This is a genomic window from Streptomyces sp. DSM 15324 (assembly GCF_001514285.1).
GTDB lineage: Bacteria > Actinomycetota > Actinomycetes > Streptomycetales > Streptomycetaceae > Streptomyces.
This window is the reverse complement of sequence record NZ_KQ949023.1, coordinates 1,403,050-1,418,159: the sequence shown is the minus strand read 5'-3', so window position 1 is coordinate 1,418,159 and position 15,110 is coordinate 1,403,050. Positions and strand designations below refer to the sequence as shown.

The window sequence follows — 15,110 nt, the reverse complement described above, 5'->3', positions numbered from 1 at the left end:
GGCCGTGTCGATGCCGAAGTCCGCGACCTTCTCGGCGTTCGTCGACAGGGCGACGAAGTGCCGGGCGACCGCCTTCTCGTCGCCGCCGAGGCCGTCGAGGAGCCAGCCGCGGGCCGAGGTGGCGTTGGTGATCGTCTCGATCGTGGTGAACGTCTTGGACGCGACGATGAACAGCGTCTCGGCCGGGTCCAGGTCGCGGGTGGCCTCGTGCAGGTCGGCGCCGTCGACGTTCGACACGAAACGGACCGTGAGGTCGCGGTCGGTGTAGCTGCGCAGCACCTCGAAGGCCATGGCCGGGCCCAGGTCCGAGCCGCCGATGCCGATGTTGACGACGTTCCGGATGCGCCGGCCGGTGTGGCCGGTCCACGCCCCGGAGCGGACCCGGTCGGCGAAGTCGCCCATCTTCGCGAGCACGGCGTGCACCCGGGGCACGACGTTCTCCCCGTCGACCTCGATCACCGCGTCGGCCGGGGCGCGCAGCGCGGTGTGCAGGACCGCGCGGTCCTCGGTGGTGTTGATCCTCTCGCCGCGGAACATGGCGTCCCGCAGCCCGGACACGTCCGCGGCCTCGGCCAGTTCCCGCAGCAGCCTCAGCGTCTCGTCGGTGACGAGGTGCTTGGAGTAGTCGAGGTGCAGGTCGCCGACCTGCAGGGTGTAACCGCTGCCGCGCTCGGGGTCGGCGGCGAACAGCTCGCGCAGCTGTACCTCGCCGAGCTCCTCCCGGTGCTTGGCCAGAGCCGTCCACTCGGGCGTCTGGTTGAGCCTCGTACGGCCGTCTGCGTTCATGTCGGACTTCAGCCCTTCGTTGCCTGTCCGTGCTGCTGTGCACGTCTTGCCCCGCCGGTTCCAACCTAGTTGATCAGCGCGTCGCGCGAGCGGACGCGGAACCGTCCCGCGGGGCAACAACAGGTACGTCCGCACGGGCGCCGGGTATCAACGCGGCAGGGCTCGACCGGGGAGCGCGCGGGGCCGGGAGGGCAGCGGCAGGCTCGTGGCGGCGTGTGGGGAGGGTCCGCCGGCTCATGGGTCCGGCCGGGCGCCTGTCGGGCACCCGGCCGGTCAAGTCCTAGATCTCGCCCCGGAGTTTGGCCAGCGCCTCGGCGAGGATCGCCTCGCCGTCCGCGTCGCTGCGCCGCTCCCGCACATAGGCGAGGTGCGTCTTGTAGGGCTCGGTGCGCGGCGGGTCCGGGGGGTTGTCCCGGTCCTGTCCGGCCGGGAAGCCGCAGCGCGGGCAGTCCCAGGTGTCGGGGACCTGCGCGTCGCTGGCGAAGCTGGGCTGCGTCTCGTGCCCGTTGGAGCACCAGAAGGAGATGCGCAGACGGGGCGCGGACTCGCCCCGCTCGGCTTCGCCCATCGGCCCCGCCCCGACCCGGCTTCCTCGGATCGCGTTGCCACTTGCCACGGTCGTAACTCCCTGCGTGATGGTGCCGCAAAGCGAGTCGGCGTTTCGCTTCGCTGCGAGCGCCTCAGTCTACGTAAGGCCCAACGCGCGTCCAGTGTTTGGAGTTACAGCTCCCGCACCTAGACGCAAGCCCCATGATAGGCCGCGCTCAGCTGCGCGTACCGAACATGGGGCCTTACGTACGGATTGTGCGTGCCTGTGGGAGGCTGATCAGCTGTTCGTCTTCATCAGCATGCCCAGGACGATGATGCACGCGAACCAGAGCACACCGATCACGACGGTGATGCGGTCGAGGTTGCGCTCGGCGACCGAGGAGCCGCCGACGGAGGACTGCATGCCGCCACCGAACATGTCGGAGAGGCCGCCGCCCTTCCCCTTGTGCATCAGCACCAGCAGCATCAGCAGCAGGCTGAAGACGATCAGGGCGATCGAGAACCCCAAAACCACGGCTGGACCAACTTCCTCGGATTCGGATGATGACGGGGGCACGGCACCAGGGCCATGCCCCCGCAAGGGTACGACGGATCGCCGCTACCGCCTACTCACAGGTCGGCTCACTGGTCGCGGAAGCGCACGATCTTGACGAACTCCTCGGCGTCCAGCGAGGCGCCGCCGACCAGCGCGCCGTCGATGTCGGCCTGTGCCATGATCTCGGCGACGTTGCCGGCCTTGACGGAGCCGCCGTACTGGATGCGGACCTTGTCGGCCAGCTCCTGGTCGTACAGCTCGGCGATCTTGCCGCGGATGGCGGCGCAGACCTCCTGGGCGTCCCCGGCGCCGCAGACCTTGCCGGTGCCGATGGCCCAGACGGGCTCGTAGGCGATCACGACGGTCTCGGCCTGCTCGGCCGGGATGTCCTTCAGGCCGCCCTCGACCTGGGCGAGGGTGTGGGAGACGTGGTTGCCCGCCTCGCGGACCTCCAGCTCCTCGCCGACGCACAGGATCGGGGTGAGGCCGTGCCTGAAGGCGGCCTTGGCCTTGGCGTTGACCTGCTCGTCGCTCTCGCCGTGGTACTGGCGGCGCTCGGAGTGGCCGACCGCCACGTAGGTGCACTTCAGCTTGGCGAGCATGGGTCCGGAGATCTCGCCGGTGTAGGCGCCGGACTCGTGGGCCGAGATGTCCTGGGCGCCGTACTTGATGGCGAGCTTGTCGCCCTCGACCAGGGTCTGCACGGAGCGCAGGTCGGTGAAGGGCGGCAGGACGGCGACCTCGACGGCCTCGTAGTCCTTGTCGGACAGGGCGAAGGCGAGCTTCTGGGTGTGGGCGATGGCCTCGAGGTGGTTGAGGTTCATCTTCCAGTTGCCCGCCATCAGCGGCGTACGGGTGCTCATGTGAGGTCAGTCCTCCAGTGCGGCGAGGCCGGGGAGCGTCTTGCCCTCGAGGTATTCGAGGGAGGCGCCGCCGCCGGTCGAGATGTGGCCGAATGCGTTCTCGTCGAAGCCCAGGAGGCGGACGGCCGCGGCGGAGTCGCCACCGCCGACGACCGTGAAGGCCGGGGAGTCGAGGAGGGCCTGGGCGACCGCCTTGGTGCCCTCGGCGAAATCGGGGTGCTCGAAGACGCCCATGGGGCCGTTCCAGAAGACGGTGGCGGCGTCGGCGATCTTCGAGGCGTACAGCTTGCGGGACTCCGGACCGATGTCCAGGCCCATGCGGTCGGCGGGGATGCCGTCCGCGGTGACGGTGGTGGCGTCGGCCGGGGCCTTGGCCGCCAGGTCCGGGAACGCGGGGGCGACCACCACGTCGACGGGGAGGACCAGCTCGACGCCGGTCCTCTCCGCACGCGCGAGGTACTCCCTGACGGCCGGGAGCTGGTCCTCCTGGAGCAGGGAGGTGCCGATCTCGTGGCCCTTGGCCTTGAGGAAGGTGTACGCCATGCCGCCGCCGATGAGCAGCCGGTCGGCCTTGCCGAGGAGCTCGTCGATGACGGCGAGCTTGTCGGAGACCTTGGCGCCGCCGAGGGCGACGACGTAGGGGCGCCGGACGTCCTCGGTGAGCTTCTTCAGGACGCCGACCTCGGTGGCGATGAGGTGACCGGCGTAGTGCGGCAGCCGGGCCGGGAGGTCGTAGACGGAGGCGTGCTTGCGGTGCACGGCGCCGAAGCCGTCGCCGACGTAGACGTCCGCGAGCCGGGCGAGCTCGTCGGCGAAGGCGCCGCGCTCGACGTCGTCCTTGGAGGTCTCGCCCGCGTTGAAGCGGAGGTTCTCGACGACGGCGACCTGTCCGTCGGCGAGGCCGGCGACGGTCGCCCGGGCGGAGTCGCCGACGGTGTCGGTCGCGAAGGCCACGGCGGAGCCGAGGAGTTCGCCGAGCCGGGCGGCCGCGGGGGCCAGCGAGAACGCCGGGTCCGGGGCGCCCTTGGGGCGGCCCAGATGGGAGGCGACGACGACCCTGGCGCCCGCCTCGGCGAGGGCCTTGACCGTCGGCAGGACGGCGCGGATACGGCCGTCGTCGGTGATGGTGGTGCCGTCCAGCGGCACGTTGAGGTCGGCGCGGACGAAGACCCGCCGGCCGGCCACTCCTTCGGCGAGGAGTTCGTCGATCGTCTTCATGAAAAGGGCTCCCGAGGGCTGATGATGCTCCGTGATCGTAGACAGGGCGGTTCTGCACGTGCCGCAGGGCCCGCGCGGCGCGTCCCTGCGCCGCCCGGGCCCTGCGTTCACACCGTGGTGCCTGATCCGACGATCAGAGCCGGCCGCCGACGAAGACCGTCAGGTCGACGAGGCGGTTGGAGTAGCCCCACTCGTTGTCGTACCAGCCGAGGATCTTCACCGTGTTGCCCTCCTGCACCATGGTCAGGGAGGAGTCGAAGGTGCAGGAGGCGGGGTCGCTGACGATGTCCGAGGAGACGATCTCGTCCTCGGTGTAGGCCAGGTAGCCCTTGAGGTCGCCGTCCTCCGAGGCCTTCTTGAACGCGGCGTTGACCTCGTCCTTGGTGACCTCGCGCTGGAGGGTGACCACGAGGTCGGTGGCCGAGCCGGTCGGGACCGGGACGCGCATGGCGATGCCGTCCAGCTTGCCCTTGAGCTGCGGGAGGACCAGGGCGGTGGCCTTCGCGGCACCCGTCGTGGTCGGGATGATGTTCTCGGCGGCGGCGCGGGCGCGGCGCAGGTCCGAGTGCGGGAAGTCCAGGATGCGCTGGTCGTTGGTGTACGCGTGCACCGTCGTCATCAGGCCCTTGACGATGCCGAAGTTCTCGTCGAGGACCTTCGCCATCGGCGCCACACAGTTGGTGGTGCAGGAGGCGTTGGAGATGACGTGGTGGTTCGCCGGGTCGTACTTGTCCTGGTTGACGCCCATGACGATGGTGATGTCCTCGTCCTTGGCCGGAGCCGAGATGAGGACCTTCTTCGCGCCGCCGGCGAGGTGCTTGGCGGCGTCGGCCTTCTTGGTGAAGATGCCGGTCGACTCGATGACGATGTCGACGCCGAGCTCGCCCCACGGGATGTCGGCGGGGTTGCGCTCGGAGAGCACCTTGATGGTGTGACCGTCGACGGTGATCGTGTCGGCGGTGTGCGACACCTCGGCCTTCAGACGGCCCAGGATGGTGTCGTACTTGAGCAGGTGAGCGGTGGTCGCGGTGTCACCCAGGTCGTTGACAGCCACGATCTCGATGTCAGCACCCTGCTCCAGCAGCGCGCGGAAGTAGTTACGACCGATGCGGCCAAAGCCGTTGATGCCTACGCGGATCGTCACGAACCGATCTCCTCGTTGGTACGCCGGCCATGCGGTGCCGGCGAGCTGTATTTGGGATGTCCCCGACCGCCTACGACCCTACCTCTCCGAGGCCCCGTCGGTGACATCGACTCCGCCCATACACGGCAGGACGGTCCGTACCCGTCAGTAGGGGTACGGACCGCCCAGGCCTGGGGCGTTTTGTGCCCTTATTTCGTCACGGTGCGTCCATCATCGCCGGACGGAGTGTCACCGATCAAGTGATGCGAGGGCCTTTCCGATGAGCGCTTTACGGTCCGTCGCGGAGGTCAGGTGCTCCAGGCCGAAGCCGAGCAGCACGGTGTCGTCGGTGGTGACCGCGCCGTACGTCTGGAACAGCGTTCCGGTGCGGGTCCAGTCCTTCAGGACGGCGGGGCTGCCCGCGGGCGGACCGGCGGCCCGCCAGGCGCCGAGCGAGGTCTCGAAGCCCTCGGTCTCGATGGCGGTGCCGTCGACCACGAGCGAGGCGTCGTCGGCGAGGACGCCGTGGCCGCCGCTGCCCGGGTCCGTGACATAGCTGATCGAGACCTCGATCTTCTTGCCCGCGTAGGCGCTCAGGTCGAAGGAGACCTGCTGCCAGCCGTTGGAGGTGCCGGTGAGTGCGTTCCAGGAGCCGGTGGTGCCGGTCGCGGTGCAGTTGTTGTTCCCGAGGGTCAGGTAGTGCCTCAGCCACGGGTGGTCGGCGACGTAGAAGCCGGCGCCGCACTCGGCCGGGACCGCGGTGCCGGTGGCCCCGCCCTTCTCGGGGAGCGTGGTCCAGTCGTCGGCGCCGACGGTGTGGACCTCGACGATCGCGTTGTCGTAGCCGGGCTCGGTGTCCCACAGCAGCCGGGTGCGCAGGGTGGGCTGCTTCGCCGCCGTGACACCGCTGAGGTCGACGGTGCGGGTGAGGCGCTTGTAGGCGTCGTCGGTGTGCACCGCGGCGGCCATGGACGAGCCCGCGTACGGCCCGTACGGGTTGACCGTGCCGGAGAACTGCCCGGCGCCGGCGCTGGCGAACTGCGGGTACGCGGCGGCCGGCAGCTCGTCGGAGGTGACGCCGTAGGTGCCCGCCCTGTCCAGCGGGTTGCCGGGGGCTGCGCCGAGGGCCCCGCCGCCGCCCGCGAGCACGCCGGAGCCGGTGAAGCCGGTGGCCCCGGGGGTCGACGTACGGGAGTAGGCGCCCAGGTAGTACTGGCTGAAGTCGTCGGAGGGGGTGCCGTCGCCGAGGTCGACGGTGCCGCCGGCCAGTTCGCCCGCCTCGATCAGCTTGCCGCCCTCGTTGAGGAAGGCGCGCAGGGCGAGCTGGGTCGGGTTGCCGGGGGCGCTCGCGCCGGTGTAGTGGACGACGGTCCTGAAGTGGCTCAGCACGCCGAGCGCGTCGGGCACGCCCTGGGTGGCGACGTCCCAGACGAGCGCCTTGCGGCCGTTGGCCTTCAGCGCGTCGACGTAGGTCTGCGCCTGCGTGGCGGCCGCGCCCTCCTCGGCGACGACCAGGGTGTCGGCCTTCGGCCGTGCGGCGACCGTGTAGGTGAAGTGGGTGCTGGAGACCTTCTTCTTGCTCGGGGTCTCACCGCTGAACCACACCTCGACCTTGTCGCCCGGCTTGGCGCCGCGCACCTTGGCCCGGTACTCGTCGAAGTACAGGTTGTCGTCCCCGCCGTAGGTCTCGCCGCCCTTCCAGGCCTTCAGCGCCCGGTCCTGCGTACGGCCGCCGTTGACGCGGTACCTGAGCTCCTTGTCGCGCAGCGCCTTGCGTACGACGACGGAGACCTGCTGGGCCGCGCCGCGCGCGTACGAGGTGGTGAACGGCGCCGGGGTGAAGTCGGCGGCGCTCAGGCCGACCGAGGACTTGGGCCGGTCGGGGTGGGCGGCGGACTCGGCGACGGAGAGCGCGAACGGGATGTTCTTGGTGAACTCCTGCTGGATCAGCTTCTCGTCGTCGGGGAAGTTGAAGACCGACTGGCAGTCGGAGGCGTTCCACTGGTCGTTGGGGTCGAGGTTCGACGCGGTCTGGCAGGTCGACATCTCCGGGGTGAACATCGCCGTGCCGTTGACGTTCGCCGCGTGGCCGTCCGCCTCGCCGTTGGTGGTGTACAGCTCCGAGGACACCTGCGGGTGGTAGCCCGGGATCGCGGAGTTGTCGGGGGTGCCGGCGAGCGTCTTGTAGGCGACGTCGTCCGGGGTGTCGGTGGCGACCTGCCAGCCGACGCCGTAGAGCAGCAGCTCGGCGGCGGAGTGGTAGTTGATGCCGTACGTGAACCGGATGCGCTTCTCGAAGGCGTCGAGCGCCTTGGTCTCGGGCTCGGAGCCGGCACTCGCGCCGCGGTAGGTCTGGCTGGTGGGGTTGGGGGACGAACCCTCGTCGTCGTAGCCCCACTTGTAGGGGAAGTTGCGGTTGAGGTCGACACCGTCACCGGCGGAGATCACGCCGTCGCCGTTGACGTCCCGCAGGTTCTTGCGCCACAGGCGGTTGTCGGTGCTCTTGAAGGTGTAGTCGTAGCCGTCGGGGTTGGCCGACAGGACGAACCACAACTCGGTGGAGTCGACGACCTTCTTGACGCGCGGGTCGGTCCGGTAGTTGTCCAGGTAGTAGTGCATCAGCCGGCGGGTCATCTCCGGCGTGATCCACTCACGGGCGTGCTGGTTGGACATGTACAGCACCGAGGGCTTGGAGCCGTCCCTGGCCTTCTTCGCGTCCTTGGTCAGTTTGAGCGCGAGGATGTCCTGGCCGTTGATGGTCTTGCCGATGGAGACGACCTTGGTGAGGCCCGGGTTCTGCTGCCCGGTGCGGAGGATCTCCTCCTTCAGGCCGCCGCTTCCGCCGTAGGGGCGGAACACTCCGTCGGAGGCCGCCTCCACACGCCTTTCGGCTTTGGCCGAAAGTGTGTGCTCGGTGAGCGCGACACCCTGCTTCTCGAGCTTGGCCGCCTGCTTCTCGGTGAGGTAGACCTCGACGGTGGCGGTGCCCTTCTCGGGCGCCTGCTCACTGAGTTCGTGGCCGTCCTGGCCGGCCGCCAGCAGCAGGGGTACCTGCTTCTTGGTGACCTCGGCCCGGAACACCTTGACCTCGTCGGGGTCGGGCTTCGCGGCGGACGCGGGCTGCGCCTGGGCGATCGGCGCGAGTGCCGCTCCGCCGAGCAGGAGTGTGCCGACAGCGAGGATGGATCTCGCTCTACGTCTCATGAACCCCCCTTGCGTAGGTTCGCCACAGCAGCGAACTCTGCCAGGCTCATGACAGTTCATGATCCAGTCAAGGGCGCCTCAAGGACAGCAAAACGCCGGTGACATCACCCCATCGGGTCACATCACCGGCGTCCCGCGCACGCGACAACGCGTCCTGAGTCTCCGTCAGCCCACGAGGTTGTCGGCCAGCTCCTCACTGAGGTTGGCCTCCGTGCCCGGAATACCGAGGTCGGAGGCGCGCTTGTCGGCCATCGCCAGCAGACGGCGGATCCGGCCGGCGACCGCGTCCTTGGTCAGCGGCGGGTCGGCGAGCGCGCCCAGCTCCTCCAGCGAGGCCTGCTTGTGCTCCATCCGCAGCCGGCCGGCCGCCGCGAGATGCTCCGGCACCTCGTCGGCGAGGATCTCCAGGGCGCGCTGCACCCGGGCCCCGGCGGCCACGGCCGCCCGGGCCGAACGGCGCAGGTTGGCGTCGTCGAAGTTGGCGAGCCGGTTCGCCGTGGCCCGCACCTCACGGCGCATCCGGCGCTCCTCCCAGGCCAGCACCGACTCGTGCGCGCCGAGCCGGGTCAGCAGCGCGCCGATCGCGTCGCCGTCCCGCACGACCACCCGGTCCACGCCCCGCACCTCGCGCGCCTTCGCGGCGATCGACAGCCGGCGGGCGGCGCCGACCAGCGCGAGCGCGGCCTCGGGCCCCGGGCAGGTCACCTCCAGGGAGGAGGAGCGGCCGGGCTCGGTCAGCGAGCCGTGCGCCAGGAACGCCCCGCGCCAGGCCGCCTCGGCGTCACAGGTCGCACCGGAGACCACCTGCGGCGGAAGCCCGCGGATCGGCCGGCCGCGCCCGTCGACCAGACCGGTCTGGCGAGCCAGCTGGTCCCCGCCGGCGACCACGCGCACGACATAGCGCGAGCCGCGGCGCAGTCCGCCCGGGGCCATCACGATCAGTTCCGAGCTGTGGCCGAAGATCTCCAGGATGTCCCGCTTGAGCCGGCGGGCCGCCATCGCCGTGTCCAGCTCCGCCTCGATCACGATGCGGCCGCTCACCAGGTGCAGGCCGCCGGCGAACCGCAGCACGGCGGAGACCTCCGCCTTTCTGCAGCAGGTCCGGGTGACGGGGAGCCGGGAGATCTCGTCCTTCACCGCTGCCGTCATCGCCATGGGCCGATCCTTCCATGCATCCGAAAAATACGGTCGTACGCGGCGGCAAGGAGCTCCGGGTCGTGCCGGGGCGTTCCGTCGGTCCGGGCCACCTTCGCCAGCTCGACAGCGGCCCCGAACCGGGTGGCGGCGTCGGTCAGGGAGTCGCGGTCGGGCACGGCGGCCTCGTCGGCCAGCACCACGTCCAGGGCGAGTTTAGGGGCGTGTCGTCCCAAAACCTCCAAATGACGCTGCGGGGAGAAGCCGTCGGTTTCTCCGGGCTGCGGCGCGAGGTTCAGCGAGAGTACCCGGCGTGCCTTGGTCTCGATGAGGGCGTTCAGCAGTTCGGGCACGAGGAGGTGCGGGATGACCGAGGAGAACCAGGATCCCGGGCCGAGGACCACCCAGTCCGCGTCCAGCACCGCCGCCACCGCCTCGGGGACGGCCGGCGGGTCGTGCGGCACGAGGTGCACGGACTGCACGTCGCCGGGCGTGAGGGCGACGGTCGCCTGTCCGCGCACGGTGTCGACGTCCTCCGGGCGGCGCGGATCGTGCCCCTTGACCAGGGCCTGGAGCTCCAGGGGCACGGCGGACATGGGCAGCACCCGGCCGTGCGCGCCCAGCAGCTTGCCGACCAGGTCCAGGGCCTGGACATGATCGCCGAGCTGCTCCCACAGGGCGACGATCAGCAGATTGCCGACCGCGTGGCCGTTGATCTCGCCCTGCGACTGGAAGCGGTGCTGGATGACCCGGGACCAGGTCTGGCCCCAGTCGTCGTCGCCGCACAGCGCGGCCAGCGCCTTGCGCAGATCGCCGGGCGGCAGCACGCCCAGCTCGTCCCTCAGCCGCCCGCTGGAGCCGCCGTCGTCGGCGACGGTGACCACGGCGGTGAGGTCACCGGTGATCCGGCGCAGCGCGGCGAGCGAGGCGGACAGGCCCATCCCGCCGCCCAGCGCGACCACCTTGGGCTGGGTGCCACGGCGGCGCGGCCGCGCGCCCCGTGCCTCGACCGGCCGGCTCGCGCGCCCCTCGGAGGGCACCCTGCGCAGTCGGCCCAGCCGCGGAGTACGTCCTGTCATTCCCGTCCCATGTCCCGGTGCACGACCACCGTCTCCACGCCCTCGGCCGCGAGTCGCGCGGCGAGCTTCTCCGACATCGCGACCGAGCGGTGCTTGCCGCCCGTACAGCCGACCGCGATGGTCACATAGCGCTTGCCCTCCCGGCGGTAGCCCGCGGCGATCAGCTGGAGGAGTTCCGCGTACCGGTCGAGGAACTCCTTCGCGCCGGGCTGGTTGAGGACATAGGTGGCGACCTCGTCGTTGAGGCCGGTGTAGGGGCGCAGCTCCGGGACCCAGTGCGGGTTGGGCAGGAAGCGCATGTCCACGACGAGGTCGGCGTCGACCGGGAGGCCGTACTTGAAGCCGAACGACATCACGGTGGCCCGCAGCTCGGGCTCCTCCTCGCCCGCGAACTGGGCGTCCATCTTGGCGCGCAGCTCGTGCACGTTGAGGCTGGAGGTGTCGATCACCAGGTCGGCGTCGCCGCGCAGCTCGCGCAGCAGTTCGCGCTCGGCGGCGATGCCGTCGACGATCCGGCCGTCGCCCTGGAGGGGGTGCGGGCGGCGCACGGACTCGAAGCGGCGCACGAGGGCGTCGTCGGAGGACTCCAGGAAGACGATCCGGCGGGTGACGTTCTTCGATTCCAGGTCGGCGAGGGATTCGCGGAGGTTGTCGAAGAAGCGCCGGCCGCGGACGTCGACGACGACCGCGATCCGCGCCACGTTGCCCTGGGAGCGGGCGCCCAGCTCCACCATGGTGGGGATCAGGGCGGGCGGGAGGTTGTCGACGACGAACCAGCCGAGGTCCTCCAGACACTTGGCTGCCGTCGAGCGACCCGCCCCGGACATGCCGGAGATGATCACCAGCTCGGGGATGGCCGCCTCGGGGATACCGGGCGGCGTGCTGTCCGTACTCACCTGTGCTCCGTCTTCGTGACCTGTGTCGTGTTCATGGGGCGCCGCGGTCAGCGCCTGGTCTCGCTCGTCCGTGGGGTGCGCGTCGTGCTCGTGCTCGGTCATGTCTCCTGCCCCCGTCGTTCTTCCGGGGCGCCCGCGGGCACGGGATCTCCGGGGGAACCCGCCGTCGTGCCGGGTTCCTCGTCTTCAATGATCTCTCCGGTCGCCGTGTTCACGGCGGGGGCGGGCGGGGCCGCCCGGGCGAGGGCCGCGGCGATCGTCTCGGCCGTCTTGCGGCCTATGCCCGGGACCTCGCAGATCTGGTCGAGGGTCGCTGCGCGCAGCTTCTTCACCGAGCCGAAGTGCTTGATGAGCGCCTGTTTGCGCGTCTCGCCCAGGCCCGGTACGTCGTCCAGGGGGCCGGAGCGCAGTCGCTTGGCCCGCTTGGTGCGCTGGTAGGTGATGGCGAAGCGGTGGGCCTCGTCCCGGACGCGCTGGAGGAGGTAGAGGCCCTCGCTGGTGCGGGGCAGGACCACCGGGTCGTCGTCGTGCGGCAGCCAGACCTCCTCCAGGCGCTTGGCGAGGCCGCAGACGGCGATGTCGTCGATGCCGAGCTCGTCGAGGGCACGGCGGGCGGCCGCGACCTGGGGCCGCCCGCCGTCGACGACGACGAGCTGAGGCGGGTAGGCGAAGCGCCTCGGGCGGCCTTCGTCGTCCTTCAGCCCGACGGCGAGGGGGGCTTCCCTGCCGCCTGCGAGGAGGGTGCCGTCCGTGGCGGTGCCGCCCGTGCCGTTGCCGTCCGTGGCGGTGCCGTCCGTGGCGGTGCCGGCGGTGTCCTCGGTGGGGTCCGCGCCGGGGCCGGGGCCGTCGGGGAGGGCGCTCCCGGCGTCGCTCCACTCCCCCGTGCGCTCCGTCTCGGCGAGGTAGCGGCGGAAGCGGCGGGTGATCACCTCGTGCATGGAGCGGACGTCGTCCTGCCCCTCGAAGCCCTTGATCTGGAAGCGGCGGTACTCGCTCTTGCGGGCCAGCCCGTCCTCGAAGACGACCATCGACGCCACGACGTCGTCCCCCTGGAGGTGCGAGATGTCGTAGCACTCGATCCGCAGCGGGGCGCTGTCGAGGTCCAGTGCCTCGGCGATCTCCTCCAGGGCCCGCGAGCGGGTGGTCAGGTCGGAGGCGCGCTTGGTCTTGTGCAGGACGAGCGCCTGCTGGGCGTTGCGCTCGACGGTCTCCATCAGGGCCCGCTTGTCGCCGCGCTGCGGGATGCGCAGCGAGACGCCCGAGCCGCGGCGGACGGTGAGCCACTCCTGGACGGGTTCGAGCGGGTCGGGCAGGGCGGGGACGAGCACCTCCTTGGGGACGGCGTCGCCGGTCTCCTCGCCGTAGAGCTGCTGGAGGGCGTGTTCGACGAGGGCGCCGGTGGTGATCTCCTCGACCTTGTCCGTGACCCAGCCGCGCTGGCCGCGCACCCGTCCGCCGCGGACGTGGAAGATCTGGACCGCGGCCTCCAGCTCGTCCTCGGCGACCGCGATCAGATCGGCGTCGGTCGCGTCCGCGAGCACGACCGCGTTCTTCTCCATGGCCTTCTTCAGGGCCTCGATGTCGTCGCGCAGGCGGGCAGCCCGCTCGTACTCCATCTCCTCGGCCGCCTCCGTCATCTGCTTCTCCAGACGGCGGAGGTGACTGCCGGTGCGGCCGGCCATGAAGTCGCAGAACTCGTCGGCGAGTTCGCCGTGCTCCTCGGCGGAGATCCGGCCGACGCAGGGCGCGGAGCACTTGCCGATGTAGCCGAGCAGACAGGGCCGGCCGGTGCGGGAGGCGTTCTTGAAGACGCCGGCGGAGCAGGTGCGCACGGGGAAGACGCGCAGCAGCAGGTCGACGGTGTCGCGGATCGCCCACGCGTGCGCGTACGGCCCGAAGTAGCGGACGCCCTTCTTCTTGTGGCCGCGCATGACCTGCACCCGCGGGAATTCCTCGTTCATCGTCACCGCGAGGTAGGGGTAGCTCTTGTCGTCGCGGTACTTCACGTTGAACCGGGGGTCGTACTCCTTGATCCAGGAGTACTCCAGCTGGAGCGCCTCGACCTCCGTGGACACGACCGTCCACTCCACCGACGCGGCGGTGGTGACCATCGAGCGGGTGCGCGGGTGCAGGCCCGCGAGGTCCTGGAAGTAGTTCGCCAGGCGCTGGCGCAGGCTTTTCGCCTTTCCGACGTAGATCACCCGGCGGTGCTCGTCGCGGAACCTGTACACCCCGGGGGAGTCCGGGATCTGTCCCGGCTTGGGGCGGTAGCTGGAGGGGTCGGCCATGTCTCACACCCTACTGGCGCGGGGTGACACTCCGACGGCCCTGTGGACAACCGTGAGCCGCTGGTGGCCGCCTGTGGAAAACCCCGGTTTCCGGACAGCCGGGCGTGATCCGCCCGCACGGCGGACCGTCGTCGCCGTCGGCCGTGACGGGCCATGAGCGGCGCCCGCGCACGGCGTCCCCGTCCCCCGGGCGAGGCTCGTCCGTCAGCCAGACGCAGGTGCCACTCGGACATCAGGTGTTGTCGGGACTTGGTCAACACGCTTCAATGCGGGAGAACTCGGGGCCCGAAGGACGCCTTACGGATGTGAAGGAGCCCCCGGCGTCAGCGGGGAAGCCCCGACCCCTCACGCGCGGTCCGACCAGCCGTCGCGAGCTTTCACAGAAAGGCCCCTGCATGCCGCACGCCACACAGCACGCGGACGCCGCCGAGGACGCCGCCGTCGCGGAACTGGACACGGTCCTGCGGGGCGGCCCGTTCCATGTCGCGCTGCGTGCCGCGATCGCCGCCCGCGGACTGCCACTGCAGCGCGTCCAGCACCATCTGTCGCGCCACGGGGTCAAGGTCGGCGTCACGAGCCTGAGTTACTGGCAGCAGGGCGCCCGGCGTCCCCAGCGTCCGGAGTCCCTGCGGGCCGTCCGCGCGCTGGAGGAGATCCTCCGCCTGCCGGACGAGTCCCTGATCCGGCTGCTGGAGGACTCGGGCGCGCGCGCCGGCGCCACGGCCGCCGCCGGGCAGCCCGCGGGCCGCTCGTACCGCTCCGTCCTGGAGGCCTCCGGCGCCCTGGAACGCCTGCACGCCGAACTGGAGTACCCACTCGACAGCGGGCTGCACACCCTGTGCCATCACGAGCACGTCCGCATCGGGGCCCGCCGTGAGCTGCTGGGCCGCGAGTCCCAGCACATCGTGCGCGCCCACCGCGACGGCGTCGACCGCTTCCTCGCCGTCCACCAGGGGGATCCGGGCTGCGCGCCCGAACGGATGACCGTGCACGCCCTGGAGAACTGCCGCACCGGACGGGTCCGCCGCCACCACGACACCGGCGTCCTGGTGGCCGAGCTGCTGTTCGACACCCGGCTGCAGGCCGGTGAGACGTTTCTCTTCCGCTACGCCGTCGAGGACGGCACCGCCGGCGTCTGCCGGGAGTACGTCCGGGGTTTCGGCGCGGCGGGCGGCCAGTACGCGCTCCAGATCCGGTTCGCCGAGCAGGCGCTGCCCGTGCGCTGCCACCGCTTCACCCAGCACTCGGCGGCGGCGCCGCGCGGCGGCCGGCAGGAGCTGCCGCTCAGCTTCCGTCACTGCTCGGTCCACCTCGTCGAGCCCCGGGTGCGGTCGGGGATGGTGGGCATCGGCTGGGACTGGGAGTGAGCGGGGGCGCATCCGGCGTTCCGTGGGGGTGGCGACGTCCGGACTCGTCCGTTCCGTCCCGCGTCGGC

11 protein-coding genes and 1 pseudogene are annotated in these 15,110 nt (G+C 70.8%); 1 reads left to right on the top strand and 11 read right to left on the bottom strand.

The window, feature by feature from the left end:
• From AQJ58_RS06225 to uvrC, 11 genes and pseudogenes are all read right to left on the bottom strand, one after another.
• Positions 1–786 (bottom strand): annotated as a pseudogene (locus tag AQJ58_RS06225) (glucose-6-phosphate isomerase); the annotation flags it as partial.
• A gap of 280 nt (positions 787–1,066) precedes the next feature.
• Complete coding sequence (locus tag AQJ58_RS06220; RefSeq protein ID WP_003957010.1) at positions 1,067–1,402, bottom strand: RNA polymerase-binding protein RbpA; 336 nt, start codon at positions 1,400–1,402, stop codon at positions 1,067–1,069.
• Between the two features lie 210 nt (positions 1,403–1,612).
• On the bottom strand, positions 1,613–1,843 hold the full coding sequence (gene secG, locus AQJ58_RS06215) for a preprotein translocase subunit SecG (protein WP_067245543.1): 231 nt from the start codon (positions 1,841–1,843) through the stop codon (positions 1,613–1,615).
• Positions 1,844–1,956: 113 nt separating this feature from the next.
• On the bottom strand, positions 1,957–2,733 hold the full coding sequence (gene tpiA / locus AQJ58_RS06210) for a triose-phosphate isomerase (protein ID WP_067245540.1): 777 nt from the start codon (positions 2,731–2,733) through the stop codon (positions 1,957–1,959).
• 6 nt (positions 2,734–2,739) lie between these two features.
• A complete protein-coding gene (locus tag AQJ58_RS06205) occupies positions 2,740–3,951 on the bottom strand; it encodes a phosphoglycerate kinase (protein WP_067245537.1) in 1,212 nt (403 codons plus the stop codon).
• A gap of 133 nt (positions 3,952–4,084) precedes the next feature.
• Positions 4,085–5,095: a type I glyceraldehyde-3-phosphate dehydrogenase gene (gene gap, locus AQJ58_RS06200; protein ID WP_067245535.1), complete on the bottom strand. Its 1,011-nt coding sequence runs from the start codon at positions 5,093–5,095 to the stop codon at positions 4,085–4,087.
• Positions 5,096–5,323: 228 nt separating this feature from the next.
• Positions 5,324–8,278 (bottom strand): M14 family metallopeptidase, encoded by a 2,955-nt coding sequence (locus AQJ58_RS06195; protein WP_067245534.1) that lies wholly within the window; start codon positions 8,276–8,278, stop codon positions 5,324–5,326.
• A 165-nt stretch (positions 8,279–8,443) separates the two neighbouring features.
• Positions 8,444–9,433: a DNA-binding protein WhiA gene (gene whiA / locus AQJ58_RS06190; RefSeq protein WP_055634810.1), complete on the bottom strand. Its 990-nt coding sequence runs from the start codon at positions 9,431–9,433 to the stop codon at positions 8,444–8,446.
• Positions 9,424–10,491 (bottom strand): gluconeogenesis factor YvcK family protein, encoded by a 1,068-nt coding sequence (locus AQJ58_RS06185; RefSeq protein WP_067245532.1) that lies wholly within the window; start codon positions 10,489–10,491, stop codon positions 9,424–9,426. The genes whiA and AQJ58_RS06185 overlap by 10 nt, the downstream gene beginning before the upstream one ends.
• Positions 10,488–11,489: an RNase adapter RapZ gene (gene rapZ, locus AQJ58_RS06180; protein WP_067245531.1), complete on the bottom strand. Its 1,002-nt coding sequence runs from the start codon at positions 11,487–11,489 to the stop codon at positions 10,488–10,490. The genes AQJ58_RS06185 and rapZ overlap by 4 nt, the downstream gene beginning before the upstream one ends.
• Positions 11,486–13,675, bottom strand: a complete 2,190-nt coding sequence (gene uvrC, locus AQJ58_RS06175; RefSeq protein WP_067245529.1) for an excinuclease ABC subunit UvrC — start codon at positions 13,673–13,675, stop codon at positions 11,486–11,488. Before uvrC ends, rapZ begins: the two co-directional genes overlap by 4 nt.
• 395 nt (positions 13,676–14,070) lie before the next feature.
• Here uvrC and AQJ58_RS06170 point away from each other — a divergent pair, with 395 nt between their 5' ends.
• The gene (locus AQJ58_RS06170) at positions 14,071–15,042 is read left to right on the top strand and encodes a hypothetical protein (protein ID WP_067245527.1); all 972 of its coding nucleotides are present in this window, start codon (positions 14,071–14,073) and stop codon (positions 15,040–15,042) included.
• Positions 15,043–15,110: the final 68 nt, after the last annotated feature.